Genomic DNA, 25,885 nt, shown 5'->3' with positions numbered 1-25,885 from the left:
TTAGCGGTTACGCTGTCACCGACATCACGCGTATCGGGTATTTCATTGCGATTATGGAGAGTTTATGCGCGTCTTGTGGCGAATTATCGCTAATTTTTTTAAGTGGACATGGCGGGTGCTGAATTTCGTACGCGAATTTATTCTCAACCTTTTCCTTATTTTGCTGATCCTGGTAGGCGCAGGTATCTGGTTGCAGTTTAACAGTGCCAGCACGCCTGCCGATGTTCAGAAAGGTGCGCTGACCGTCAACCTCAGCGGTGTGGTGGTCGATAAACCGTCCGTCAGCAATACGATGAGTAAACTGAGCCGCCAGCTGCTGGGTGCCAGCAGCGATCGCCTGAAAGAAAATTCCCTGTTTGACGTGGTGGATGCCATTCGCCAGGCAAAAGGGGATGCAAAAATTACCGGCATGGTGCTGGATTTACGCAACTTTGCTGGCGCTGATCAGCCGTCACTGCAATATATTGGTAAAGCACTGCGCGAGTTCCGCGACAGCGGCAAACCGATTTACGCCACGGGCGACAGCTACAGCCAGGCGCAATATTACCTCGCCAGCTTCGCGAATAAGATCTACCTCTCCCCACAGGGAACGGTCGACTTGCACGGCTTTGCCACCAACGGTCTCTACTACAAAACCCTGCTGGATAAGCTGAAAGTCAGCTCTCATGTCTTCCGCGTCGGGACGTATAAATCAGCCGTTGAGCCTTTCCTGCGTGATGATATGTCACCTGCGGCACGGGATGCCGACAGTCGCTGGGTCGGTGAGCTGTGGCAAAACTATGTGAATACACTGGCGGCCAACCGTCAGATCACCGCAGACCAGGTGTTCCCGGGTGCGCAGGGCGTGCTGGATGGCTTGCAGAAAGTCGGTGGCGATACGGCTCAGTATGCCAAAGACGCCAAGCTGGTGGATGAACTGGCTTCTCCGTCCATTGTGGATCAGCAACTGGTGAAAACATTCGGCTGGGATAAACAGGCGAAAGACTATAACGGCACCAGCATTTATGACTATCCGCTGAAAAACACCCCGACCACCGATGGCAACGTCGCGGTCATCATGGCCAATGGCGCGATCATGGATGGCGAAGAAACACCGGGCAGCGTTGGTGGTGACACCACCGCAATGGAGATCCGGGATGCGCGCCTTGATCCGAAAATCAAAGCGATCGTTTTCCGCGTGAACAGCCCTGGCGGCAGCGTGACGGCATCTGAAACCATCCGTGAAGAGCTGGCAGCCGCAAAAGCAGCGGGTAAGCCGGTGGTGGTATCGATGGGCGGTATGGCAGCATCAGGCGGTTACTGGGTGTCTACACCGGCTAACTACATCATTGCCAGCCCGAATACGCTGACCGGTTCCATCGGGATTTTCGGCGTGATTAACACGGTTGAGAACTCACTGGATGCGATCGGCGTACACACTGACGGCGTAGCGACCTCACCGCTGGCTGATATTGCCAGCACCAAGGCGCTGCCAACAGAAGTGCAACAGCTGATGCAGTTGAGCATCGAGAATGGCTATAAAAACTTCCTCGGTCTGGTGGCGACGTCGCGCAACAAAACACCGGAACAGATTGACCAGATTGCACAGGGCCATGTCTGGACCGGCAGCGACGCGAAAGCAAACGGGCTGGTGGATGCGCTGGGTGACTTTGACGATGCCGTCGCCAAAGCCGCAGAGCTGGCCAAACTCAAGCAACCTCAGCTCAGCTGGTATCAGAATGACCCCAGCCTGATTGAGGTGCTGTTCAGCCAGGTCGATGCCTCCGCACACGCGGCACTGCCTGAAACGCTGAAAGCCTGGTTACCCGCGCCGATGATGGATGTGATGAATACCATGAAAGATCAGCCAGGACTGATGGGCGATCTGAACGATCCTCAGAACCGTTACGCCTTCTGTCTGAGCTGCGGTAACGTCAAATAGCGGTGACCGCGATCACTATTCAGCCCGACGCCATCTGGTCGGGCTGCTTTTCCCCTGTTTTCCCCTTATACTGCGCTTTTTTGGCAAGTCTTGAGTTTACTAATGCAAAAGAAATCCATTTACGTCGCCTATACGGGCGGTACGATCGGTATGCAGCGCTCTGAACACGGCTTTATCCCGGTCTCCGGCCATCTGCAACGTCAACTGGCCAATATGCCGGAGTTTCATCGCCCGGAGATGCCTGATTTCACCATCCATGAATACCAGCCGCTGATCGACTCCTCCGATATGACGCCGCAAGACTGGCAATCGATTGCGGATGACATTCGTCAGAATTATGACAATTACGATGGTTTTGTCATTTTGCACGGCACCGACACCATGGCATTTACTGCCTCTGCGCTGTCGTTCATGCTGGAAAACCTGGCCAAACCCGTGATTGTGACCGGCTCACAGATCCCCCTGGAGCAACTGCGATCCGACGGCCAGCAAAACCTGCTGAACTCCCTGTTTGTTGCCGCTAATTACCCGATTAATGAAGTGACGTTATTCTTCAATAACACGCTTTATCGCGGTAACCGCACCACCAAGGCGCACGCTGACGGTTTCAATGCGTTTGATTCGCCCAACCTCGCCCCGCTGCTGGAAGCCGGTATCCATATTCGTCGTCTGAATACCCCCGCGGCCCCCGCCGGTCAGGGAGCGCTGATCGTGCATCCGATTACACCGCAGCCGATTGGCGTGGTGACGATCTATCCGGGCATTTCAGCTGCCGTTGTACGTAATTTCCTGCAACAGCCGGTAAAAGCACTGATCCTGCGTTCCTATGGCGTCGGGAATGCGCCGCAGAACAAAGAGTTCCTGCAGGAACTGAAAGAAGCGTCTGAGCGCGGCATTGTGGTCGTGAACCTCACGCAGTGCATGTCCGGTAAGGTGAATATGGGCGGCTATGCCACCGGAAACGCACTGGCCCTTGCCGGTGTCGTGAGCGGTGCCGACCTGACCGTTGAGGCAACACTGACCAAACTGCACTTCCTTCTGAGCCAGGATCTGACCAGCAACGACATTCGTCAGCTGATGAAACAGAACCTGCGTGGTGAACTGACCCCGGACTAATTCAATGGAGTAACTGATGCGTGACCGCGAGGCGTTGTTGTTGATTGATCTGCAAAATGACTTTTGTTCTGGTGGCGCGCTGGCCGTCAGTGAAGGTGATCAGACCATTGCGGTGGGAAACCGCCTCGCTGCCGAGTTTCATCAGCGCGGTGAGCCGGTGATTGCCACGCTGGACTGGCATCCGGCAGGACACGGTAGTTTTGCCACCAGCGCAGGTACGCAGCCAGGGACCGTAGGTGAGCTTAACGGCCTGCCGCAAATGTGGTGGCCGGATCACTGCGTGCAGCACAGCCACGGTGCGCAGCTGCACCCACAGCTTAACCAGGCGCTGCTGACACTGCAGGTGTGCAAAGGGGAGAACCCGGATGTCGACAGCTACAGTGCGTTCTATGATAACGGCCAGCGTCACCAGACGCACTTACATGCCTGGCTCCAGGCGAACGGCATAACGGCGCTGACGGTAATGGGCCTGGCAATCGACTACTGTGTTAAATACAGCGTGCTGGATGCGCTGGCGCTGGGATATCAGGTCACCCTGGTGAGTGCCGGATGCCGTGGGGTCAATTTGCAGGCAGGTGACAGCCAGAAGGCCCTGACAGAAATGGCCAGGGCAGGCGCGAAAATTATCTAAACGCAACGAAAACACCGGGCGGGAAAAGCCCCACCCGGTGATATCATCAGCAAGAATTATTCCGGGAGGAATAATTTACTGGAGTTTTATTCGCGTGATCGCGTCGTCGCTGATCCCGAACTCTTCTTTGAGCTGTTTCTTGCTTTTCGTCACAATTTCCCCGCCTTTCGCTACACTCATATGTTGCGGGTTTTCATTGTGACGCGCCTGCCACAGCAGGACCAGTTGCAGGCTGTTCTCTTTCTGCTCCGGCGTCAGTGCCACGCCATCAGCCCACTTGCCGATTTCTACGGCCGTCACCAGTCGCTGATACACTTCTGGCGTCATACTGGCAATCATTTCGTCCAGTTCCATCACGACTCCTAGCCCTGAGTGCTGTTGCCGTCTTCGTCGGTAAAACTCAACGAAGCGGAGTTAACGCAGAAGCGCTCACCGGTCGGCTGCGGACCATCCGGGAACACATGACCGAGGTGAGAATCACAGCTTCCGCACCGGATTTCAATGCGTTGCATGCCGTGAGTTTCATCTTCCAGATAGCGAATGGCGTCATCACTGTAGGGTTCATAGAAGCTCGGCCAGCCACAGCCGGAGTCATATTTTGACCCGGACAGAAACAGCGGAGCCTGACAAACCAGGCAGTGATAGATGCCTTCGTGCTTGTTATGCAGCAATTTGCCGGAATACGGCGGTTCTGTGCCACGCTGCTGGGTAACGTAGCGCTGCATCTCGGTTAACACATTTTCGGGTGAGAAAGGTGTATCATCTTTAGCCATGTTAGACTCTCTGGCAGTGTTATTCTGAATTTATCGGCTGGTATTCTAACAAATACTTAACAAGAGCAGGTGAATTTTTCGAGTCGGGTGCATAAGGTGATCCAGACAACGCCGAATTTGTGATGCGGATCACTCTTTGGAACCATCACCCCTTTATATTCGGGCAACTTGCCCCAAGATCAATGTTGTTCACGCGTCAAGAAATAGGTTTTGTGTTGAATAATTCCTGTTCGACAGTTTGATTTGTCGCAACAATTGACACGATTCCGCTTGACGCCTGGTATGGTTTTTGTAATTTTACAGCCAACCTTTTATTCACTATCAACAAGCTGGTGGAATATATGACTATCAAAGTAGGTATCAACGGTTTTGGCCGTATCGGTCGCATCGTTTTCCGTGCTGCTCAGGAACGTTCTGATGTAGAAATCGTTGCAATCAACGATCTGCTGGACGCAGAGTACATGGCTTACATGCTGAAATACGACTCAACTCACGGCCGTTTCAAAGGCACCGTGGAAGTCAAAGACGGCCATCTGGTTGTTAACGGCAAAACCATCCGTGTTACCGCTGAGCGTGATCCGGCGAACCTGAAGTGGGATGCAGTAGGCGTGGATGTGGTTGCAGAAGCAACGGGCATCTTCCTGACTGACGAAACTGCACGTAAACACATCGAAGCTGGCGCGAAGAAAGTTGTACTGACTGGCCCATCTAAAGATGACACCCCTATGTTCGTTATGGGTGTAAACCACAAGTCATATGCTGGCCAGGATATCGTGTCTAACGCTTCCTGTACCACCAACTGCCTGGCACCACTGGCTAAAGTGATCAACGACAACTTCGGTATCGTTGAAGCACTGATGACAACTGTTCACGCAACTACCGCTACTCAGAAAACCGTTGATGGCCCGTCTCACAAAGACTGGCGCGGCGGCCGCGGCGCATCTCAGAACATCATCCCTTCTTCTACCGGTGCTGCTAAAGCGGTAGGTAAAGTGATTCCTGAGCTGAACGGCAAACTGACTGGTATGGCGTTCCGCGTTCCTACCCCTAACGTTTCTGTTGTTGACCTGACTGCACGTCTGGCTAAACCAGCTACATACAAAGAAATTTGTGCTGTGATTAAAGCTGCTGCCGAAGGCGAGATGAAAGGCGTTCTGGGTTACACCGAAGACGAAGTTGTTTCTACCGATTTCAACGGTGAAACACTGACTTCTATCTTTGATGCGAAAGCGGGTATCGCACTGAGCGACACTTTCGTTAAACTGGTTTCCTGGTACGATAACGAAACTGGCTACTCCAACAAGGTCCTGGACCTGGTTGCTCACATCGCTAAATAAGCGACGTGAATGAGACTGAGGGCGACGGAAGTCGCCCTTTTTTTATGGTTAAATTTCAGAAGGCTGACTCATGAACGAGAAACTCTTTTCACTGCCCGTGATTAACCAGATTACCCCTTACCTCTCCCAGCGTCAGATTGGCGAATTACCCGTGGTGGTCGTGACGCATCCTAAAGTGCGTGCTGCCGTGACCTTACAGGGCGCCCAACTGATTGCCTGGCAACCTTCCGGTGAAAAACCGGTGGTCTGGTTAAGTGATAAAACCGCCTGGAACCCCGGTAAAGCTATTCGTGGTGGTGTCCCGATCTGCTGGCCGTGGTTTGGCCCGGCCGGTGAACCTGCACATGGCTTTGCCCGTGTTCTGCCGTGGACGCTGACCGCTCACGATGAAAATGACAGCAGCGTGATGCTGACCTTCGAATTAAAAAGCAGTGAGCAAACGAAGAAACTCTGGCCGCACGATTTTACGCTGTTTGCCCGTTTCCGCTTCAGCGATCGCTGTGAAATAGAGCTGGAGGCCCACGGTGACTTCGATGCCACCGCCGCACTGCACAGCTATTTCGAAGTGGCCGACATTGCAGACGTTGAAGTCAGCGGTCTGGGCCAGAGCTATATCGACAAGGTCAACAACGGTGTCACTGGTGCCTCTGTCGACGGTAAACAGACCTACCCGCAACGCGTCGACCGCATCTATACCCAACCGGCAGATTGCAGCCTGATTGACGACAAGGCCGGGCAGCGCGTGATTGAGGTTTATCATCATCACCAAAGTGACGTTGTCACCTGGAACCCGGGTGCAGAACTGTCATGCAGTATGAGTGATATGGCTAACGAAGGTTTTAAAACCATGGTGTGCGTGGAAACGGCCCATGTTAGCCAGCCGATGAAAAGCGCGGGTGAACAACCTGCCCGCCTGGCGAGCACCTTCCGGGTGCGCAGCAAGCGTTAAGGATAGACTGGAGCGACCCTTTCCGGGCCGCTCCCAGCTCTGCCCGATCCGAATTCAGACCACATCCAGCGGCTGCTTTGTTGCTGGCGGAGGAAACGCCTGATTGATCAGCGCCAGCTCCTCGCTGGTCAGTACCACCTTAAGCGCCGCCGCATTGTCATCAACGTGCGCAATGTTGCTCGCTTTCGGGATCGCCATGACGCCCTCTTTGCGGATCACCCACGCCAGCAACAGCTGCGCCATGCTGATGCCCTTTTGTTGTGCAATCCGGGTCAGCGTCGGGTGACTCATCAGCTCCGCGCGTAACCGGCCTGCCTGCGCCAGTGGACAGTAAGCCATCAGCGGCATCGCTAATTGCTGACAGTCAGGTAACACATCGTACTCAATACCGCGAGAGGCCAGATGATAAAGCACCTGGTTGGTGGCACACTGCGCACCGCCCTCTTCAGCCAGTAACTCGTGGAGGTCATCACTGTCAAAGTTAGACACACCCCAGCGGCGAATTTTTCCCTGCTGCTGCAATGTTTGCATCGCCCGCAGCGTCTCTTCCAGCGGGATATTCCCCCGCCAGTGCAGCAGATAGAGATCGAGATAATCGGTGTTTAAGCGCGTCAGGCTGCGCTCACAGGCATCAACCGCATCCACTTCACTGGCATTCCACGGGTAGACCTTGGAGACAAGGAAGGCTTGATCACGTCGCCCGCGCAAGGCTTCCCCAACCACGCGTTCAGCGCCACCATCGGCATACATCTCAGCGGTATCAATCAGCGTCAGCCCTCTCTCCAGTCCGGCCTGTAATGCAGCGACTTCCTGGTGACGCTGAGCGGCATCTTCCCCCATAAACCATGTACCCTGACCTATTGCAGGCAGGTCGGTGCCATCGGCAAACGTGACGACTCGGCTCATCTTTCTCTCCATGCACTTTTTTAGGGCGCAACAATGATAAAAAAGGGCGCAAAGCGCCCCTTTTTAGTGCATAGCGATAGCATCAGAAGGTATAGCTGACCCCGGTCCACAACAGCATCTGTGAATCTTTGTCCACCATCGGACTGTCTTTGATTTCATCGCCAAGCCGGCTGTAACGACCAGAAAGTGTCGCATTCCAGTTGTCACTGATGGCCCAGCCGGCGGTCAGTTCAACATACGGGCTCCAGCTACTGTCCGGATCGTAGCGATCCAGACCACTGCGGCGGGATTCCGCAGACGAGATACCATAGTAATACTCGTTCTGGTTTGAGCTGTTCCATAACGCACCGATACCCGGCGTCAGGGTGAACTGGCCGAATTCAAAGCGATACAGGTAGGTCAGGTCCCAGATAATACCGTTGCTGTTATCCAGCATGTCGCCTACCAGCGTGGTGCGAACGATACCCCAGTCGGCTGAATGACGATACGCCAGACCGCCCATCAGAGTCATATGGCGCTTGTTCAGCGATTTCATATCCCCGTCATCGGCCTCATCCGGATCATAGTTTTGCGGTGAGCCAAGCACCGTCAGTGACAGCTGGTCCTGCTGGTCTTTCCAAAGGAAATACCCGGCCTGAAGGCTACGGATATAGAAGCTGTCGCCCTCATAATTGATGATGGGAACCGGATAGTAGCGGTCCTGGCCGCTCTTGTAGGGGCTTTGGCTATAAAGCAGCGATGCGCCCAGCGTTAACGGATTGGCTTGTGCGAGAGGCGCAGCAAAACAGACAGGTAAAAGAGCGGTAAGCGCTGTAAGTTTGAATTGGTTCACAATTTATTCAGTCCATTAATATAACAATCGGTCATCAGTCTAAACAGTATGGTTGTATTGAGTCATACATTTACATTATTAGTAGCACATATAATCAATAACCCGACGAAATGCTATCGCAACGGACTGATGTTGATGTTTACAAAAGCCCGTCAGACCGCATCAACCAAGGGGATGGTATAGCTGGTTTATGACTTTGTTATTGAAATTTCATTGAAAATGCTCAGTAAATCAGGAAATTTCCTAAATGCAATCTACGCTTATTTATAAGACGCTAAATTCCAACGAGCAGAGTGACCAGCAATTTTGTGTTTCCCGATAAAAAAAGTCAGGTTGGCATAAGGGTTGCTGTACTCACTGTAAGTTCCTTCAGGGGCTGACCAAACTTAGGCTCCTGGTACCTGTGCTAAAAACGAAAGGACGGGCATCGCCATGAATATATTCGATCACTACCGTCAGCGCTATGAAGCTGCCAAGGACGAAGAGTTCACACTGCAGGAATTTCTTACGGTTTGCCGGCAAGATCGCAGTGCATACGTCAATGCGGCGGAACGACTGTTAATGGCTATTGGTGAGCCAGTGATGGTAGATACCGCTCTGGAGCCACGCCTTTCCCGACTGTTCTCTAACCGTGTGGTTGCCCGCTACCCTGCATTCGAAGAATTTTATGGTATGGAGGATGCGATTGAACAAATCGTTTCCTACCTGAAACATGCAGCGCAGGGCCTGGAAGAGAGGAAACAGATCCTGTATCTGCTGGGGCCGGTGGGTGGAGGGAAATCCTCTCTGGCCGAAAGACTGAAATCATTGATGCAACGTGTGCCCATCTATGTGCTCACGGCAGATGGCGAACGTAGCCCGGTAAATGACCATCCGCTGTGCCTGTTTAATCCGCAGGAAGATGCCAACATTCTGGATAAAGAGTACGGCGTGCCACGTCGTTATCTGGGCACCATTATGTCGCCGTGGGCCGCCAAACGCCTTCACGATTTCGGTGGTGATATCACCCGCTTCAAAGTGGTCAAAGTCTGGCCTTCTATTCTGGAACAGGTGGCAATTGCCAAAACCGAACCCGGCGATGAAAACAACCAGGATATTTCGGCGCTGGTCGGTAAAGTGGATATCCGCAAGCTGGAAAACCACGCACAAAACGATCCTGATGCTTATGGTTATTCCGGTGCGCTATGCCGGGCAAACCAGGGGATTATGGAGTTCGTTGAGATGTTTAAAGCGCCCATCAAGGTGCTGCATCCGCTGCTGACCGCCACCCAGGAAGGGAATTATAACGGGACTGAGGGGATCTCTGCCCTGCCGTTTAACGGCATAATCCTCGCGCACTCCAACGAATCTGAGTGGGTGACCTTCCGTAACAACAAAAATAACGAAGCGTTTCTTGACCGTGTTTATATCGTCAAAGTGCCTTACTGCCTGCGCGTGTCGGAAGAGATCAAAATCTACGACAAGCTGCTGGTCAACAGTGAGCTGACCCATGCACCTTGCGCGCCGGGTACGCTGGAAACACTGGCTCGTTTCTCGATTCTCTCGCGCTTGAAAGAACCGGAAAACTCCAGTATTTATTCGAAAATGCGCGTCTACGACGGTGAAAGCCTGAAGGATACCGATCCTAAGTCGAAATCCTATCAGGAGTACCGCGATTACGCGGGTGTAGACGAAGGCATGAACGGGCTTTCCACCCGCTTCGCCTTCAAAATCCTCTCCCGCGTGTTCAACTTTGACCATGCTGAAGTCGCGGCTAACCCGGTGCATCTGTTCTACGTGCTGGAACAGCAGATCGATCGTGAGCAGTTCCCACAGGAGCAGGCGGAGAAATACCTTGAACACCTGAAAGGCTACCTGATCCCGAAATATGCTGAGTTTATCGGCAAAGAGATCCAGACGGCTTATCTGGAGTCATACTCTGAATATGGTCAAAACATCTTCGACCGCTATGTGACCTATGCTGATTTTTGGATTCAGGATCAGGAGTATCGAGATCCGGATACCGGGCAGTTGTTTGACCGGGAATCCCTGAACGCGGAGTTGGAAAAAATTGAGAAGCCCGCCGGGATCAGTAACCCGAAAGACTTCCGTAATGAGATCGTCAACTTTGTCCTGCGCGCCCGTGCTCATAATAACGGCCGTAATCCGAACTGGACCAGCTACGAGAAGCTGCGCACCGTGATCGAGAAGAAAATGTTCTCGAACACCGAAGAGCTGCTGCCGGTCATTTCGTTTAACGCCAAAACGTCCACCGACGAACAGAAAAAACACGACGACTTTGTCGACCGTATGATGGAAAAAGGCTACACCCGCAAACAGGTTCGCCTGCTGTGCGAATGGTATCTGCGCGTCAGAAAATCGTCCTGATTCGGAAGTCGTACCCGTTCGGGCCAGGGCTGATGCCCTGACCCGTCTGGCAACACTGTTTGGGGGAGCTATGGCCTATTTTATCGATCGGCGTCTTAACGGTAAAAACAAAAGCGCGGTCAATCGTCAGCGCTTTTTGCGCCGCTATAAATCGCAAATCAAACAGTCGATCGCCGAGGCCATCAACAAGCGTTCGGTTACCGACGTTGAGAGCGGTGAATCCGTCTCTATTCCAATTGAAGATATTAACGAACCGAGTTTCCATCAGGGACGCGGCGGCCAGCGCCATCGTGTTCATCCGGGTAATGACCATTTCGTGCAGAATGACCGCGTGGAACGCCCTCAGGGCGGTGGCGGTGGCAGCGGCAGTGGCCAGGGCAATGCCGGAAAGGATGGTGAAGGCCAGGATGAGTTTGTCTTTAATATTTCGAAAGATGAATATCTCGATTTGCTGTTTGAAGATCTCGCGTTGCCGAATTTGAAGAAGAATCAGCATCGACAACTCAATGAATATAAAACCCACCGTGCGGGTTATACCGCGAACGGTGTACCGGCCAATATTAGCGTGGTACGTTCATTACAAAACTCACTGGCGCGGCGTACCGCCATGACGGCAGGTAAACGGCGTCTGCTGGCTGAACTGGAAGAATCGCTGTTGCGGGTTGAGAACAGTGAACCTGCTCAGCTGCTGGAAGAAGACCGGTTGCGTAAAGAGATTGAAGAGCTGCGCGCCCGCATCAAGCGCGTGCCCTTTATTGATACGTTTGACCTGCGCTATAAAAACTTCGAAAAACGCCCGGAGCCTTCCAGCCAGGCGGTAATGTTCTGTCTGATGGATGTGTCAGGTTCAATGGACCAGGCCACCAAAGACATGGCTAAACGTTTTTATATTCTGCTGTATCTGTTCCTCAGCAGGACGTATAAAAACGTCGATGTGGTGTATATCCGTCACCATACCCAGGCAAAAGAAGTCGACGAGCAGGAGTTTTTCTACTCACAGGAAACGGGCGGGACCATCGTGTCCAGCGCACTGAAACTGATGGATGAGGTCGTGAAAGAACGTTACGACCCGACGCAGTGGAATATTTATGCCGCACAGGCTTCCGATGGGGATAACTGGGCCGATGACTCCCCGCTGTGTCACGAAATACTGGCAAAAAATATTCTGCCGGTGGTGCGTTACTACAGCTATATCGAAATCACCCGGCGCGCCCATCAAACCTTATGGCGTGAGTACGAACATCTGCAATCGACCTTCGATAACTTTGCCATACAGCACATCCGTGAACCGGAAGATATCTACCCGGTGTTCCGTGCCCTGTTCCACAAACAGGCAGAAGAAAATTACTGATGTCCCCGCTCAGCCGATGCCTGTCGTCGGCTGAGAAATTCTTCATATAATACCTTCCCCGCTTTTAACACGTGTCATACTGTCCTCCGCCAGGCTTTTATCCGGCCTTCACACCATTTTTTCGCTTCTGCATCGCTAATGCGTCAAATAAAGCCCATTTTTGTCGTACTCAGCGGCATTTACTTCTGGCTGTTTTGCGATATTTTATTCTGACTGATCTTTTTCTTCTGCCCGCAAATGAATTGCGTACAGATTTTGGCCCTTCACATGGTGAAGCGGTTTTTTACTCATCACAGGAGAGATGCCCATTGGAAGCCAGCGCGATTTATAGTCTGTTCATTATTGGTTCTGTGCTGGTTGCGTCGAGCATTCTACTCAGCTCGTTTTCATCAAAACTGGGTATCCCGATTCTGGTTATCTTCCTGGCGCTCGGTATGTTGGCAGGGGTTGACGGTATCGGCGGGATCGCCTTTGACAACTACCCCGCAGCTTATCTGATCAGTAACCTGGCACTGGCCGTGATCCTGCTGGATGGCGGTATGCGAACCCAGGCCAGCTCGTTTAAAGTCGCGCTCGGTCCGGCGCTGTCGCTGGCAACGGTGGGCGTGCTGATCACCGCCGGGCTGACCGGCGTCGCCGCCGCCTGGCTGTTCGATTTGAATCTGATGAACGGTTTTCTTGTCGGGGCAATTATCGGCTCCACCGATGCCGCTGCGGTGTTCTCACTGCTCGGCGGTAAAGGCCTGAATGAACGCGTCAGCGCCACACTGGAAATTGAGTCCGGCAGTAATGACCCAATGGCCGTGTTCCTGACCATCACCCTGATTGAAATGATCCAACAGGGCCAGAGCGGATTGAGCTGGATGTTTGTCGTGCACCTGGTGCAGCAGTTTGGACTGGGCATCGTGCTGGGGCTGGGCGGCGGCTGGGCGTTACTGCAACTGGTAAATCGTGTGTCGCTGGCCAGCGGTCTCTATCCGCTGCTTGCCGTCAGCGGAGGGATTCTGGTGTTCGCCCTGACCACCGCTCTGGAAGGCAGCGGTATCCTCGCCGTTTACCTGTGCGGCTTTGTGCTGGGTAACCGCCCTATTCGCAACCGTCATGGCATTTTGCAAACCTTTGACGGCATGGCGTGGCTGAGTCAGATCGGCATGTTCCTCGTGCTGGGTCTGTTGGTTAATCCTACCGACCTCTGGCATATCGCCATTCCGGCCACGCTGTTATCACTCTGTCTGATTCTAGTGGCTCGCCCGCTGTCGATAATGATCGGACTGCTGCCGTTTCGCGGTTTCAATATTCGTGAAAGGATTTTCATCAGCTGGGTCGGACTCAGAGGTGCCGTACCGATTATTCTGGCCGTCTTCCCAATGATGGCCGGACTGCCCCATGCCTCTCTGTTCTTTAATATTGCCTTCTTTGTGGTGCTGGTGTCACTGATGGTTCAGGGCACATCACTGGGCTGGGCAGCGCGTAAGGCCAGGGTTGTGGTTCCGCCGATGGCTTATCCTATTTCCCGCGTCGGTCTGGATATTCACCCGGAAAACCCCTGGGAGCAGTTTGTTTATCAGCTCAGCGCTGACAAATGGTGTGTCGGTGCCGCACTGCGTGACCTCAGAATGCCGCGAGAAACCCGTATTGCGGCGTTGTTCCGCGATAACCTGCTGCTGCACCCTTCTGGCAGCACCCGCCTGAGAGAGAATGATGTGCTGTGCGTGATTGGCCGTGAACGCGACCTGCCCGCACTGGGTAAGTTGTTCAGCCAGACCCCGCCGGTGTCGCTGGATCAGCGCTTCTTTGGTGACTTCATTTTGCAAGCCGATGCCCGCCTGCACGATGTCTCGGAGATTTACGGCATTGAACTGGATGAGGAAGCGGATACTCAGCAAACGCTGGGGCAGCTGGTGCTGGGGATGATTGGCGGCGCGCCGGTGGTCGGTGACCAGGTGGAATGGAAGAACATGGTCTGGACGGTGGCAGAGAAAGAAGCCAATGAGATCGTCAAAATCGGTGTCCGGGTTCAGGAAGAGAGAGAATAGCCCCACAAGATTTATCTGAAACCGCCATATTTATCCCTGGCGGTTTCAGTTTCATCAAATAGCGCTTTTTTGTTTATCGTATTGTCATATTGTTTATTTGTTTTTTCATTTAGCGCCAGAACTTCAGATTCATCCCCTGTTTGATTTTTCATCTGCTTTTAGGATTATCCCGTATTAACTAACTCAAATAACTCCTGCATACTCATTACTTCATTATGTGACGGATATAGCGTGGTCAACTCATCCACCGCTCCGCTGCCCTGAACACAGTTATGATAATGGCAACACCAACGTCAGTCTGATAAACCCATAAGGTTTAGTGAAGAGACTCCTGGACGCGTGCTTTATCCTCGTCAGGTCATTGATTCCTCATGATAAGAGAGCAGGCATTATGGCAAGTACTCTGGTACTGAATGAAAGTCGCCGAACATTCAGCGGCACACGAAAAAACATTATTGCGAAAGTCGCGTTAAGTTTTTCAGATTTACTCTCCATCAATCTGGCACTGTTTTTATCCGCAGCAACGCTGCAGGGTATTTGGGGTAACCTGGATATTTTTATCCCGCCGCAAGAAGTTGAAGTTCGCTTTATCGCCCAATCCATTATGTCAGTATTGTGTACCGGCTGGTTCTGGATGCGTCTGCGCCACTATACGTATCGCAAACCCTTCTGGTTTGAATTAAAAGAAATTATTAAAACGCTGGTCATTTTTTCACTGTTAGACCTGGCACTCATTGCGTTTTCCAAATGGGATTTCTCCCGCATGCTCTGGAGTTTCACCTGGCTGTATGCACTGATCCTGGTGCCTCTCCTGCGCTCCTGCGTTAAGAATGCCATCCTGAAAGCGGGACAGTGGCAGAAACATACCATCATCATTGGTTCCGGTAGAAATGCCCGCGAAGCCTATGCCGCACTGCAAAGTGAAGAGCTGCTGGGTTATGACGTCAAAGCCTTCGTTGCCCCGATGGGGGAAAAGAACGGCGCTGACAGCTTCAATGGCATTCCGGTGATCACCCACAAAGATATTGTCTGGGATACCGTCGACCTTGATAACACCCAGTTTATTGTGGCGATGGAGAACGACCAGCGGGCCATCCGCGATAAGTGGCTGAAGCTGCTGTCGAAGAAAAAGTGTCGCTCCGTCTCCGTGGTGCCAACGCTGCGTGGCGTACCGCTGTATGGTACGGATATGTCCTTTATCTTCAGTCATGAAGTGATGTTGCTGCGCGTCAGCAATAACCTGGCAAAACGCTCTTCACGCTTCCTCAAGCGTACCTTCGACGTGGTGGTTGCCTCGCTGTTGTTGCTGTTCCTCGCTCCGGCATTTGGCCTGATCTGCTGGATGGTCAGCCGTGATGGCGGCAGCCCGATCTACGGTCACGAGCGTGTTGGCCAGGAGGGTAAGAAGTTTAAATGCCTGAAATTCCGTTCGATGGTGATGAATTCGAAGGAAGTACTGGAAAACCTGTTGGCCACCAGTGAAGAGGCACGCGCGGAGTGGGATAAAGACTTTAAGCTGAAGAACGATCCCCGCGTCACCAAAATCGGTTCGTTTATGCGTAAGACCAGCCTGGATGAACTGCCGCAGCTGTGGAACGTCATTCGCGGTGAGATGAGCCTGGTGGGTCCGCGTCCGGTGATTGAAGCAGAGCTGGAGCGTTATGCCGGTGATGTGGATTACTATCTGATGGCTAAACCGGGTATGACAGGACTGTGGCAGGTGAGTGGGCGTAACGATATCGACTACGACACCCGTGTTTACTTCGACTCCTGGTATGTCAAAAACTGGGCGCTGTGGACCGATATTGCCATTCTGTTCAAAACAGCCGGTGTGGTACTGCGCCGTGACGGCGCGTATTAACCTGAGCTGAAAATCCTGCCCGCCATCGTCATTGCCGCCCCCGACAATGACGATGGCTACATACCTTGCGGCTTTTATCACTTTCTCCTTTTCTTTTCCCCCTGTTATCTCTACCCTGTCCGGCTCGCTTTAATCTGGACGCCACACCTTTCATGCAAAAATTTACGTTACTGTTACTCAGCCTGGTGCTACTTGCACCGTTAGGCATTGACCTCTATTTACCCACGCTGCCCGATATCGCTGTCGGTCTGAACACGCCTGTTTCCGCCATACAGACGACGATCCCGCTGTTTTTACTGGTGATGGGTCTGGGGCAAATTATCGCCGGACCGCTGGTGGACAACCTTGGCCGTAAACCCATCGCGTTGATTGGTCTGCTGCTGTATGTCACCGGAAGCGTCCTGGCCGCCACTGCCACCGGCTGGCCACAGTTTCTCAGTGCCCGCGTCATTCAGGGCTGTGCCGTATGCTGTACTGCCGTCGTGGCATTCAGCGGCGTACGCGACCGTCTTAATGGTGAAGAAGCCGCGCGCGCTTATGGCTTCCTGAACGGCGCTCTGAATATCGTTCCGGCTCTGGCACCGATGCTGGGGGGATTCCTGGCCGATGCGTTCGGCTGGCGGGCAAACTTCTGGTTCCTGACCGGTTATGCTGTGTTTATTGCCGTACTGGTGATGATGTTCCTGCCGGAAACCCGCCCTGCGAATACGCAGAAAGTGAAAGGCCTGCCGATACGCCAGTACTGGCAAATTCTGCGCCAGCCGCGTTTCCTCGCCTTTGCTTTTGCCAACGCGGGCGCACTGGGCATGGTGCTGACGTATGTTTCTCTGGCACCTCAGGTGCTGATGACCGAAGGTAAACTCAGCGCACTGCAATTCTCCATCGCGTTTGGTGCTAACGGCTTCTGGATTATGCTGGTCAGCGTGCTGGTGAATAAGATGATCCGCAAACTGGGTCGACCGATTTGTCTGGCGATTGGCGCACTGGCGATGACCCTTGGCGCGATTTTATTAATGGCGGGTGTGATGCTGTTCCCGGCGGCCATGCAGACGCACTGGGCGCTGTACATGCTGCCTGTCGCTATCTCCGTAGCCGGACTGGCCTTTACCGTGGGTCCTGCCACCAGTTACGCGCTGGAACCGTATCAGCAGCAGGCTGGCGTTGCTTCTGCGCTGGCAGGCTTTATTCAGATGGCGGGAGGATCGTCAGCAGGTCTGTTAGTGATGGCGTTGCCGATTGCGGAGAAATCTGCGCTGGCGCTGATGATGGCGGCCGGTGCGCTGCTGGCATTTACCGCCTGGCGTATCAGTAAAAATGTGCGCGGTACGCTGACCGCGCTCTGAGATTATTCAACGATCACCGGCACCCGGGGGGCGAGCGCGCACATCAGCTCATACCCGACGGTGCCGGCCGCAGATGCTACATCATCAATCTTGACGTTATTGCCCCACAGTTCAACCTGACTGCCGATACCCGCCTGCGGGCACGGGGTTAAGTCGACAGTGATCATATCCATTGAAACCCGCCCAACCGTCTGCGTCATCACGCCATCGACCAAAATCGGCGTTCCGGTCGGCGCATGGCGCGGATAACCATCGGCATAACCACAGGCCACCACACCGATACGCTGTTCAGCTGATGCACGGTACTGAGCACCGTATCCCACAGCGGCACCGGCCGTCAGGTGCTGAATGCCGATCACCTCGGTCGTCATCGTCATCACGGGCTGCAAACCACTGCTGGCAATGTCCTGCCACTGACCGCTGGGGGACGCGCCGTAGAGGATAATACCGGGGCGTACCCAGTCATGATGCGTTTGCGGATGCCATAACGTTGCGGCAGAGTTCGCCAGCGAACGTGCGCAATTCAGCCCTTCGGCGGCCTGCTCAATACGCTGCATTGGGCCAGCAATACCTTCAGTGGTTTCTGATTCGGCAAAGTGGGCCATCAGCGTCATTTCGCCGACATTAGCCAGTGAACGCAATTTTTGCCACGCGTTATGCACCTGATCGGGCTGGAAGCCCAGCCGGTTCATACCGCTGTTCATTTTAAGATAAATATCCAGCGGAGCCGACAGCCTGGCTTTTGCCAGCGCCTGAATTTGCCAGTTGCTGTGAACACTGGTGGTCAGGCGATACTGATCGATGATCGCCAGCTCATCTTCATGAAAGAATCCCTCCAGCAGCAGGATCGGTTTTTTCCAGCCCTGCTCGCGTAACAGAATGGCCTCTTCCAGGTTGAGTAAGGCAAAACCATCCGTTTCCACCAGACTCTGCCAGATGCGATCAATACCGTGACCGTAAGCGTTAGCCTTCACCACTGACCAGAGACGCGAACCGCCTGCTGCCTGGCGCGCGACGGCCAGATTTTGCCTCAGCGCAGCGCGATTAATCGTTGCGAGAATAGGACGAGACATACTCTCTCCTTGTAAAAAATACGATGCGTTAGCGAATATTGGCACTGTGCAGTGAGCGAACCGGCGCCGGAATAAACCCAGGCAGATACCGCATAACAGACAAATCATCAGCGGAAATTGCCGGTGTAATACCGCTAATAATATCCGAAAGAAGCTGTCCTGAACCACAGGCCATTGTCCAGCCAAGAGTACCATGCCCGGTATTAAGGAAAAGATTTTTCAACGGGGTACGCCCGACAATTGGCGTGCCATCTGGCGTCATTGGGCGTAAACCACTCCAGAAATCTGCCTGCTCAATATGCCCGCCCTGCGGGAAGAGATCGCCGACCACCATTTCCAGCGTGCGACGCCGTGCCGGTAACAGTTTGGTGTTAAATCCAACAATTTCTGCCATTCCGCCCACGCGAATACGATTGTCAAAACGGGTGATGGCCACTTTATAGGTTTCATCCAGCACCGTTGAAACCGGCGCAGCAGCCGCATCTTTGATCGGTATCGTCAGGGAATACCCTTTCAGTGGATACACAGGCACCTTAACAATCTCGTCCAGCAGCGCGGTGGAGAATGAACCGAATGCCACCACATACGCATCCGCCGTGACCATCTCGCCGCCACATTTAACACCGCTGATGCGGTTGCCGTCCTGTACCAGCGCATCGACCGGCGTATTAAAACGGAAGGTGACACCCGCCGCTGTCGCCATCGCCGCCAGACGCTGGGTAAACAGCTGGCAATCCCCGGTTTCATCATTGGGTAAGCGTAAACCGCCCGTCAGCTTGTGCTGGGTTGCCGCCAGTGCCGGTTCTGCCTGCAGCAGCTGCGCGGCCTCCAGCAGTTCGTAGGGCACGCCAGCCTCTTTCAGTACTGCGATATCCTTCGCTGCACTGTCAAACTGTTGAGTGGTACGGAACAACTGTAATGTTCCTCCCTGACGCCCTTCATAGGCAATGCCCGTTTCCTGGCGCAATGCTTTGAGGCAGTCACGGCTGTATTCAGCAATTCGCACCATACGGCTTTTATTCTGCTGGTAATGACGCATATCGCAGTTACGCAACATCTGCCACATCCATTGTAACTGGAAGCGGCTGCCGTCCAGGCGGATCGCCAGCGGAGCATGACGCTGGAACATCCATTTTACCGCTTTAAACGGCACACCCGGTGCCGCCCAGGGTGCTGCATATCCGGGTGAAATCTGCCCGGCATTGGCTGCACTGGTCTCCAGTGCGGCTGCGGGCTGGCGATCGATCACCGTCACCTCATGCCCGGCCTGCGCCAGATACCAGGCACTTGCCACACCCACCACACCACTACCCAGAATGACAACTCGCATACCCACCTCGTAGAGAAACATTAAAGAATTATGCACTGGATGATCGGCATCAACATGGATGAAAACACCAGTGATAACACTCACATTCCGCTGACATATTTCACATCTTTTTTACCCTTCAGGTAAATAAAAACAAGATGCTTAGCTTAATTCAGTTAAAACCACTGGTTTAATACATTAAGTAGCAGATAATAATTTAATTGCAGCACATATGCGTAAACGCCAGCACAATATCAATCTGTCATAACTTAATGCTATAAACAGGATATTATCCTGCCAAACAAGGTTTTTAATGAATTTATTGTTACGTAAAAATCTTTTTTTAAACAGCGCTGGATTTTGTATCGAAGATTTCAATTGTTTTAACGAGAGGGATACGAGACAGTGAACTATCATTGAGATATTGGCTTTAATTCCAGGCTTATCAGCGCCTCCGTTGCGCAGTTAAGTCGAGATGAAAACGGACATTCTGCCGTAAGGTAATCCGGTTTTATAAAAAGGGGTGCGCTATGACCACGATCTTTGACGATCCGATTAAGGACAGCAAACGACTCGATGATGGACCAGACTGGACCTTCGACCTGCTTGATGTGTATCTCAAGGAGATCGACCGCGTCGCTAAATCCTACCGACTGGATACCTACCCGCATCAGATAGAGGTCATCACCTCCGAACAGATGATGGATGCTTACTCCAGCGTCGGGATGCCGATAAACTATGCGCACTGGTCATTCGGTAAGAAATTTATTGAGACAGAGCAGCGCTATAAGCACGGTCAGCAAGGCCTGGCTTATGAAATCGTTATTAACTCCAATCCCTGTATCGCCTATCTGATGGAAGAAAATACCATGACGATGCAGGCGCTGGTGATGGCGCATGCCTGTTATGGCCACAACTCCTTCTTCAAGAATAACTATCTGTTCCGCAGCTGGACGGATGCCAGCTCCATCGTCGACTACCTGATCTTCGCCCGTAACTACATTACGCAGTGCGAGGAGCGCTACGGCGTGGAGAACGTTGAGCGGCTGCTCGACTCCTGCCATGCGCTGATGAATTATGGCGTTGACCGCTATAAACGTCCGCAGAAAATTTCCTTGCAGGAAGAGAAAGCGCGGCAGCAGAGCCGTGAAGAGTACCTGCAAAGCCAGGTGAACATGCTGTGGCGCACCCTGCCCCGACGTGAACGTGAGGAAGCACAGTTCGCCAATACGCGTTATCCATCCGAACCGCAGGAAAATCTGCTGTATTTTATGGAAAAGAATGCGCCGCTGCTGGAACCCTGGCAGCGTGAATGTCTGCGCATTGTCAGAAAGGTCAGCCAGTATTTCTACCCGCAAAAACAAACGCAGGTGATGAACGAGGGATGGGCCACGTTCTGGCATTACACCATTCTTAATCACCTGTATGACGAAGGGAAAGTCTCTGAGCGCTTTATGCTGGAGTTCCTGCACAGTCACACCAATGTGGTCTTCCAGCCGCCTTACAACAGTCAGTGGTATAACGGAATTAACCCGTATGCGCTTGGCTTTGCGATGTTCCAGGATATTAAGCGCATCTGCGAGGAGCCAACGGAAGAAGATCGTCACTGGTTCCCGGATATTGCCGGATCCAACTGGCTGGATACCCTGCACTTTGCCATGAAGGAGTTTAAGGACGAGAGCTTTATCAGCCAGTTCCTTTCACCGAAGATCATGCGCGATTTCCGTCTGTTCACGGTGATGGATGATGACCGCAATAATTTCCTCGAAATTGCCGCCATTCATGATGAGGCGGGCTACCGGGCGATTCGCCAGCAGCTTTCTGCTCAATATAATCTGAGCAATCTCGAACCGAATATTCAGGTGTATGACGTGGACCTGCGTGGGGACCGATCGCTGACGTTACGCTATGTGCCGCATAACCGCGCTCCGCTGGATAAGAGCCGTCGGGAAGTGTTGAAACATGTACACCGTCTGTGGGGTTTTGACATCAATCTGGAACAGCAGAATGATGATGGCACCGTCGAGATCCTCGAACGCTGCCCTCCTCGCCCAGGGACCGTAATCTGACCTGACGGCTTGCGTGCTGTTAAGGAAAGAACAACCAGGCTGACCGCGCGATCGGGTCAGCCTTTTTTATCGCTCACATCCGCGTTAACGACGTGCGGGAGGCAGGTCGGTTGGCATACTGGTCTGCATGGCATGCCAGATTTCGCCGCTGCGGCGACCATAGTCGCGAACGCTGTCTACAATCAGCTCGTATTGCTGGGTATGGAGGATATTCAGCAGCTGCTGGTAAAACGCCTGCGCCAGGCGCCGCGCTTCCGGGTTGGAGAAATAGTGACGGCCAACGCGCGTATACAGACCTTTCAGCCCATTGATGATCAGACCGTAAATCGGGTTGCCGGAGGCAAATGCCAGCCCACGGAAGATACTGTAATCCAGGTTGGTGTAGGCTTCCGCCTGATCGTCTACATGGCTCGCCGTTTCCAGCACCTCACGCGCTTTATCCGGGTAAGTACGGATAGCACGACGAATGAAGATAGACGAAATATTGGTGCGCACTGACAGCAGGTTATCCACTAACTGCGGAACGCTGTCATGATCAAGACGGGCCAGTGTTTCCAGAATACTTAACCCGGAGGTTTCCCAGAAATTATTCACTTTGGTCGGTTTGCCGTGCTGAATGGTCAGCCAGCCATCGCGCGCCAGGCGCTGTAAGACTTCTCGTAATGTGGTTCGGGTGACACCGATCAGTTCGGAGAGTTCGCGTTCAGCGGGCAGGATTGAACCCGGGGGAAAACGGCTATTCCAGATACTTTCAATGATGTACTCTTCCGCGAAACCCGCAGGGCTCTGCGCCTTAATAACCATAGCGTTCTTCTTCCGTTGCGTTCAATACGTCAAAAATTCGGCTCATCATACCAGAGGCACCAGGCATCACCTAGCCTGGCGGCGAGCGAAAAGACGATCGTCTGCAAAAATATGGCATTGTCGTCCCGTTGTCGAAACCAGGATTCAGCCCCTTCGCAGGTCTTCGTTTTTCTTCGAAAACATTATTTTAAGTCACTTTCCTGCTTAAATTTTTCCCTCCAGGCTGGATTGCGGACGCTTTTCGTTTACACTGCCGTCTAAATGTATTCCAGACGGATAAACTAATGTTGAGATACCTGAATAGCTGCTCCCGTGGCCGGGGCGCCTGGTTGCTAATGGCACTGACCGCTTTCGCGCTAGAGATGACTGCGCTCTATTTTCAGCATGTGATGCTGCTGAAGCCTTGTGTGATGTGTATTTATGAACGCTGTGCCCTGTTCGGCATTATGGGTGCTGGCATCGTCGGTGCCATCGCACCGAAATCACCGTTGCGCTGGGCCGCTATTTTGATCTGGTTATACAGTGCGTGGGAAGGCCTGCGGCTGGCCTGGGAACATACCATGATTCAGTTGCATCCCTCTCCGTTTGCTACCTGTGATTTTGCAGCCCGTTTTCCGTCATGGCTGCCGCTGGACAAATGGTTGCCTTCCGTCTTTGTCGCCAGCGGTGACTGTGCAGAGAAATCCTGGTCATTTCTGAGCCTGGGTATGCCGCAGTGGCTGGTCGGCATCTTTGCTGCCTATCTGATCGTTGCCGTGCTGGTGCTGATTGGTCAGCCATGTAAACCGAAAAGACGCGACCTGTTCTCACGTTAAACGACAAAAAAAAGCTCCGCATTCGCGGAGCTTTTCTGCTCATCATACCCACTCTGAACGTCTATTTACCGTGCCTGCGCGGACGGTTGATAATATGCTCTTCCCAGTCAACCACTTCACTTTCATGCACAGCAATATGGCGTACCGAAATACGCGCAGCATGCATAGCCGCACGCGACCCGCTGCGCAGCGGATGCCAGGGCGGCAGGGTTTTCCCTTCGGCCAGCACACGGTACGCACAGCTTGGTGGCAACCATTGGAAGGTGGGCAGATTTTCGCGTGTCAGCTTGATGCAGTCCTCTTCCAGTTCGAAGCGTCGCTCATAGTTACGGCACTGACAGGTTTTGATATTCAGCTGGTTACAGGCGACGTTGGTGAAGTAGATTTCATCGGTGTCGGCGTCCTGCAATTTATTCAGGCAACACTGGCCACAGCCATCACATAAGGATTCCCATTCCTCGTCGCTCATTTGTTCCAGCGTTTTACGCTGCCAGAAAGGGGTATCAGTCATGTTGTGTGTCCGGTAAAAGTAAAAGCCCGCACCTTATAGAGGGTTTAGGCTTCAGTTGCAAGTTTTACAGCACGCGCGTGGCAACACCGTGACCACCCAGCGACACTTCAAGACGGTCGCCGGAAACCATCGGGCCCACACCTTCTGGCGTCCCGGTGAGGATCACATCGCCAGCGCGCAGGGTGAAGAACTGGCTCATATAAGCGATCAGCGGCAGGATTTTATGGATCATCTCCGCCGTCATACCCTGCTGGCGGACCTCACCGTTGACGATCAATTTTAACTCGACATTCTGCGGATCGTGTTTGAATTCACTCACCGGAATAAAGCCTGACAGCGGGCAGGAATTATCGAACCCTTTGGCTTTTTCCCAGGGTTGTCCGGCTTTCTTACAGCCCGCCTGAACATCGCGTAAGGTTAAATCCAGCGCAACACCATAACCGGCAATCGCCTGCGCGACGTGTTCTTCGGTCGCGTGCTTGAGTGTCGATCCAATCAGCACCGCCAGTTCGACTTCATGATGAACGGCACCGAGGTTTTTCGGAATAGCGAGCGGCTGGCGGATGTCACACAGGGCGGTTTCCGGCTTGATAAACAGAACAGGTTCCGTTGGCGTCGCGCTGCCCATCTCTTTAATATGGTTTGCGTAGTTACTGCCCACACAAACCACTTTGCTCACCGGAAAATCTAACAGTGCGCCCTGCCAGTTATGGTGCTGATACATGCTTTTCCCCTGCTTCGTTAGAGTGGCTGCGCCGACATCATGCCGCCGCATATCTGCTTGCTGTTCTTTTTACTGCGCGGCTATGGCATCGGCCATCATGCCAATACTGATAGCGAAATAATAAGACCGATTCCAGTGCATCAGCGTCCGGAAATTGTCATAAACCATGAATGAGCGGCCATCACCGTCCTGTGGCGTGATGATCCAGGCGCGCTGGCTGCTGCTGGTGTTCGGTTCAGAATGCAGCAGCTGCACGCCGGACTGCTGCCACTGCGTCGGCGTTTTGGCCTGTGCCGTTTTTAATCCCGCCAGTTGCGCATTAAAATCAGCAGGCAGCGTCACTTCCACGCCCCACCCTTGCCCGGCTCGCCAGCCTTCCCGTTGTAAATAGTTAGCGGTGGAGGCAAAGACATCATCCAGATTGTTCCAGATATCAATTTTGCCATCACCATCGCCATCCTTACCGTAATTCAGGAACGAGCTTGGCATAAACTGGCTCTGGCCCATCGCTCCCGCCCACGACCCCTTCAGTTCAGCAGCCGTCATCTGTTGACGCTGGATAATACGAAGCGCAGCCATCAACTCCTTGGTGAAGAAGGCTTCGCGCCGCCCTTCAAAGGCCAGCGTTGACAGCGCAGAGACCACTTCCTCCTTACCCTGGATCCTGCCGAAGTGGCTCTCCAGCGCCCACAGCGCAACGATATACGGGGTTTGAACACCGGACGCATCGGCTATCGGCTGGAGTTGATTCAGGTATTGCTGCCGGTATTCCCGGCCCTGAGCGATCTTTTCCGTCGTGATCACTCGGGAAAGGTAATCGTTAAGGGTGACCTTATTCTCCAGCTGCCCGCGATCGGATTTAATCACCCGGTCAACAAAATGCACGCCGGTGAACGCCGTTTCTATCGTGGCATCGTCAAAGCCCTGCTGGCGAGCCTGGGCTTTGAGTTGTTCAACAAAGGCAGGGAACTGCGCCGGGTCACGCCCTTGCTGTGCCAGCGTAGTGTCGGACGCGTTTGCGCTGTTACCTGAGTTGAGGAAGGCGGCGTGGCTGGCAGAATTCCCCACAAGAAAGAGAGAGAACACGAGGGAATTTAGGGCTGAGAGCTTCATGCGGGCATCCTTTTATCGCTATCTCCACCGGTAATTTAAAATAA

Annotated in this window: 23 protein-coding genes; 12 read left to right on the top strand and 11 right to left on the bottom strand. The window is 53.1% G+C overall.

Annotated elements, in window-relative coordinates; all coding sequences use genetic code 11:
• Positions 1–64 precede the first annotated feature (64 nt).
• From sppA to pncA, 3 genes are all read left to right on the top strand, one after another.
• A complete protein-coding gene (sppA, locus tag ACFL9S_RS04805) occupies positions 65–1,921 on the top strand; it encodes a signal peptide peptidase SppA (protein WP_405260576.1) in 1,857 nt (618 codons plus the stop codon).
• A gap of 102 nt (positions 1,922–2,023) precedes the next feature.
• The gene (gene ansA / locus ACFL9S_RS04800; RefSeq protein ID WP_405260574.1) at positions 2,024–3,037 is read left to right on the top strand and encodes an asparaginase; all 1,014 of its coding nucleotides are present in this window, start codon (positions 2,024–2,026) and stop codon (positions 3,035–3,037) included.
• Between the two features lie 16 nt (positions 3,038–3,053).
• On the top strand, positions 3,054–3,668 hold the full coding sequence (pncA, locus tag ACFL9S_RS04795) for a bifunctional nicotinamidase/pyrazinamidase (protein ID WP_405260572.1): 615 nt from the start codon (positions 3,054–3,056) through the stop codon (positions 3,666–3,668).
• Positions 3,669–3,743: 75 nt separating this feature from the next.
• Here pncA and ACFL9S_RS04790 read toward each other — a convergent pair whose 3' ends face one another.
• Together ACFL9S_RS04790 and msrB are read right to left on the bottom strand one after the other, a co-directional pair.
• Positions 3,744–4,022, bottom strand: a complete 279-nt coding sequence (locus ACFL9S_RS04790) for a YeaC family protein (RefSeq protein ID WP_405260570.1) — start codon at positions 4,020–4,022, stop codon at positions 3,744–3,746.
• An 8-nt stretch (positions 4,023–4,030) separates the two neighbouring features.
• Positions 4,031–4,441: a peptide-methionine (R)-S-oxide reductase MsrB gene (msrB, locus tag ACFL9S_RS04785; RefSeq protein ID WP_405260568.1), complete on the bottom strand. Its 411-nt coding sequence runs from the start codon at positions 4,439–4,441 to the stop codon at positions 4,031–4,033.
• Positions 4,442–4,782: 341 nt separating this feature from the next.
• Here msrB and gapA point away from each other — a divergent pair, with 341 nt between their 5' ends.
• Both gapA and ACFL9S_RS04775 read left to right on the top strand, forming a co-directional pair.
• Positions 4,783–5,778, top strand: a complete 996-nt coding sequence (gene gapA / locus ACFL9S_RS04780) for a glyceraldehyde-3-phosphate dehydrogenase (protein ID WP_405260566.1) — start codon at positions 4,783–4,785, stop codon at positions 5,776–5,778.
• A 70-nt stretch (positions 5,779–5,848) separates the two neighbouring features.
• Positions 5,849–6,727 carry a D-hexose-6-phosphate mutarotase gene (locus ACFL9S_RS04775; RefSeq protein ID WP_405260564.1) on the top strand — a complete coding sequence of 293 codons (879 nt, stop codon included), beginning with the start codon at positions 5,849–5,851 and terminating at the stop codon, positions 6,725–6,727.
• A gap of 54 nt (positions 6,728–6,781) precedes the next feature.
• Here ACFL9S_RS04775 and ACFL9S_RS04770 read toward each other — a convergent pair whose 3' ends face one another.
• The gene (locus tag ACFL9S_RS04770; RefSeq protein WP_405260562.1) at positions 6,782–7,633 is read right to left on the bottom strand and encodes an aldo/keto reductase; all 852 of its coding nucleotides are present in this window, start codon (positions 7,631–7,633) and stop codon (positions 6,782–6,784) included.
• Positions 7,634–7,715: 82 nt separating this feature from the next.
• The gene (locus ACFL9S_RS04765; RefSeq protein ID WP_405260560.1) at positions 7,716–8,465 is read right to left on the bottom strand and encodes a MipA/OmpV family protein; all 750 of its coding nucleotides are present in this window, start codon (positions 8,463–8,465) and stop codon (positions 7,716–7,718) included.
• 432 nt (positions 8,466–8,897) lie between these two features.
• On the opposite strand from ACFL9S_RS04765, the gene yeaG reads away from it, so the two are divergent.
• The 3 genes from yeaG (at position 8,898) to ACFL9S_RS04750 (ending at position 14,219) form a co-directional block, all read left to right on the top strand.
• Positions 8,898–10,832, top strand: coding sequence for a protein kinase YeaG (yeaG, locus tag ACFL9S_RS04760; RefSeq protein WP_405260558.1), 1,935 nt, complete (start codon positions 8,898–8,900; stop codon positions 10,830–10,832).
• A gap of 70 nt (positions 10,833–10,902) precedes the next feature.
• Positions 10,903–12,183, top strand: a complete 1,281-nt coding sequence (locus ACFL9S_RS04755; RefSeq protein WP_405260556.1) for a YeaH/YhbH family protein — start codon at positions 10,903–10,905, stop codon at positions 12,181–12,183.
• A gap of 308 nt (positions 12,184–12,491) precedes the next feature.
• Positions 12,492–14,219, top strand: coding sequence for a potassium/proton antiporter (locus ACFL9S_RS04750; RefSeq protein WP_405260554.1), 1,728 nt, complete (start codon positions 12,492–12,494; stop codon positions 14,217–14,219).
• An 11-nt stretch (positions 14,220–14,230) separates the two neighbouring features.
• On the opposite strand, the gene ACFL9S_RS04745 is transcribed toward ACFL9S_RS04750, so the two are convergent.
• A complete protein-coding gene (locus ACFL9S_RS04745; protein WP_405260552.1) occupies positions 14,231–14,371 on the bottom strand; it encodes a hypothetical protein in 141 nt (46 codons plus the stop codon).
• Between the two features lie 239 nt (positions 14,372–14,610).
• Here ACFL9S_RS04745 and wbaP point away from each other — a divergent pair, with 239 nt between their 5' ends.
• The gene (wbaP, locus tag ACFL9S_RS04740; RefSeq protein WP_405260550.1) at positions 14,611–16,080 is read left to right on the top strand and encodes an undecaprenyl-phosphate galactose phosphotransferase WbaP; all 1,470 of its coding nucleotides are present in this window, start codon (positions 14,611–14,613) and stop codon (positions 16,078–16,080) included.
• 152 nt (positions 16,081–16,232) lie between these two features.
• On the top strand, positions 16,233–17,423 hold the full coding sequence (locus ACFL9S_RS04735) for a multidrug effflux MFS transporter (RefSeq protein WP_405260548.1): 1,191 nt from the start codon (positions 16,233–16,235) through the stop codon (positions 17,421–17,423).
• Between the two features lie 2 nt (positions 17,424–17,425).
• Here ACFL9S_RS04735 and dadX read toward each other — a convergent pair whose 3' ends face one another.
• Together dadX and ACFL9S_RS04725 are read right to left on the bottom strand one after the other, a co-directional pair.
• Positions 17,426–18,496 carry a catabolic alanine racemase DadX gene (gene dadX / locus ACFL9S_RS04730; RefSeq protein WP_405260547.1) on the bottom strand — a complete coding sequence of 357 codons (1,071 nt, stop codon included), beginning with the start codon at positions 18,494–18,496 and terminating at the stop codon, positions 17,426–17,428.
• A gap of 28 nt (positions 18,497–18,524) precedes the next feature.
• Positions 18,525–19,826: a D-amino acid dehydrogenase gene (locus tag ACFL9S_RS04725; RefSeq protein WP_405260545.1), complete on the bottom strand. Its 1,302-nt coding sequence runs from the start codon at positions 19,824–19,826 to the stop codon at positions 18,525–18,527.
• 509 nt (positions 19,827–20,335) lie between these two features.
• Here ACFL9S_RS04725 and ACFL9S_RS04720 point away from each other — a divergent pair.
• Entirely contained in the window at positions 20,336–21,874 is a 1,539-nt protein-coding gene (locus ACFL9S_RS04720; protein WP_405260543.1) for a SpoVR family protein, read from the top strand.
• 84 nt (positions 21,875–21,958) lie between these two features.
• On the opposite strand, the gene fadR is transcribed toward ACFL9S_RS04720, so the two are convergent.
• A complete protein-coding gene (fadR, locus tag ACFL9S_RS04715) occupies positions 21,959–22,678 on the bottom strand; it encodes a fatty acid metabolism transcriptional regulator FadR (RefSeq protein ID WP_405260541.1) in 720 nt (239 codons plus the stop codon).
• Between the two features lie 284 nt (positions 22,679–22,962).
• Here fadR and dsbB point away from each other — a divergent pair, with 284 nt between their 5' ends.
• Positions 22,963–23,493, top strand: a complete 531-nt coding sequence (gene dsbB, locus ACFL9S_RS04710) for a disulfide bond formation protein DsbB (RefSeq protein WP_405260539.1) — start codon at positions 22,963–22,965, stop codon at positions 23,491–23,493.
• Between the two features lie 61 nt (positions 23,494–23,554).
• Here dsbB and ACFL9S_RS04705 read toward each other — a convergent pair whose 3' ends face one another.
• From ACFL9S_RS04705 to ACFL9S_RS04695, 3 genes are all read right to left on the bottom strand, one after another.
• Positions 23,555–24,004 (bottom strand): cysteine cluster protein YcgN, encoded by a 450-nt coding sequence (locus ACFL9S_RS04705; RefSeq protein WP_405260538.1) that lies wholly within the window; start codon positions 24,002–24,004, stop codon positions 23,555–23,557.
• 64 nt (positions 24,005–24,068) lie between these two features.
• Positions 24,069–24,728 carry a fumarylacetoacetate hydrolase family protein gene (locus tag ACFL9S_RS04700; RefSeq protein ID WP_405260537.1) on the bottom strand — a complete coding sequence of 220 codons (660 nt, stop codon included), beginning with the start codon at positions 24,726–24,728 and terminating at the stop codon, positions 24,069–24,071.
• Positions 24,729–24,797: 69 nt separating this feature from the next.
• Positions 24,798–25,841 carry a lytic transglycosylase domain-containing protein gene (locus ACFL9S_RS04695; protein ID WP_405260536.1) on the bottom strand — a complete coding sequence of 348 codons (1,044 nt, stop codon included), beginning with the start codon at positions 25,839–25,841 and terminating at the stop codon, positions 24,798–24,800.
• Positions 25,842–25,885 lie beyond the last annotated feature (44 nt).

Source organism: Erwinia sp. AnSW2-5 (genome assembly GCF_045107195.1).
Taxonomy (GTDB): Bacteria; Pseudomonadota; Gammaproteobacteria; order Enterobacterales; family Enterobacteriaceae; genus Erwinia.
The sequence above is the reverse complement of the archived record's forward strand: the minus strand, read 5'-3'. Positions and strand labels throughout refer to the sequence as shown.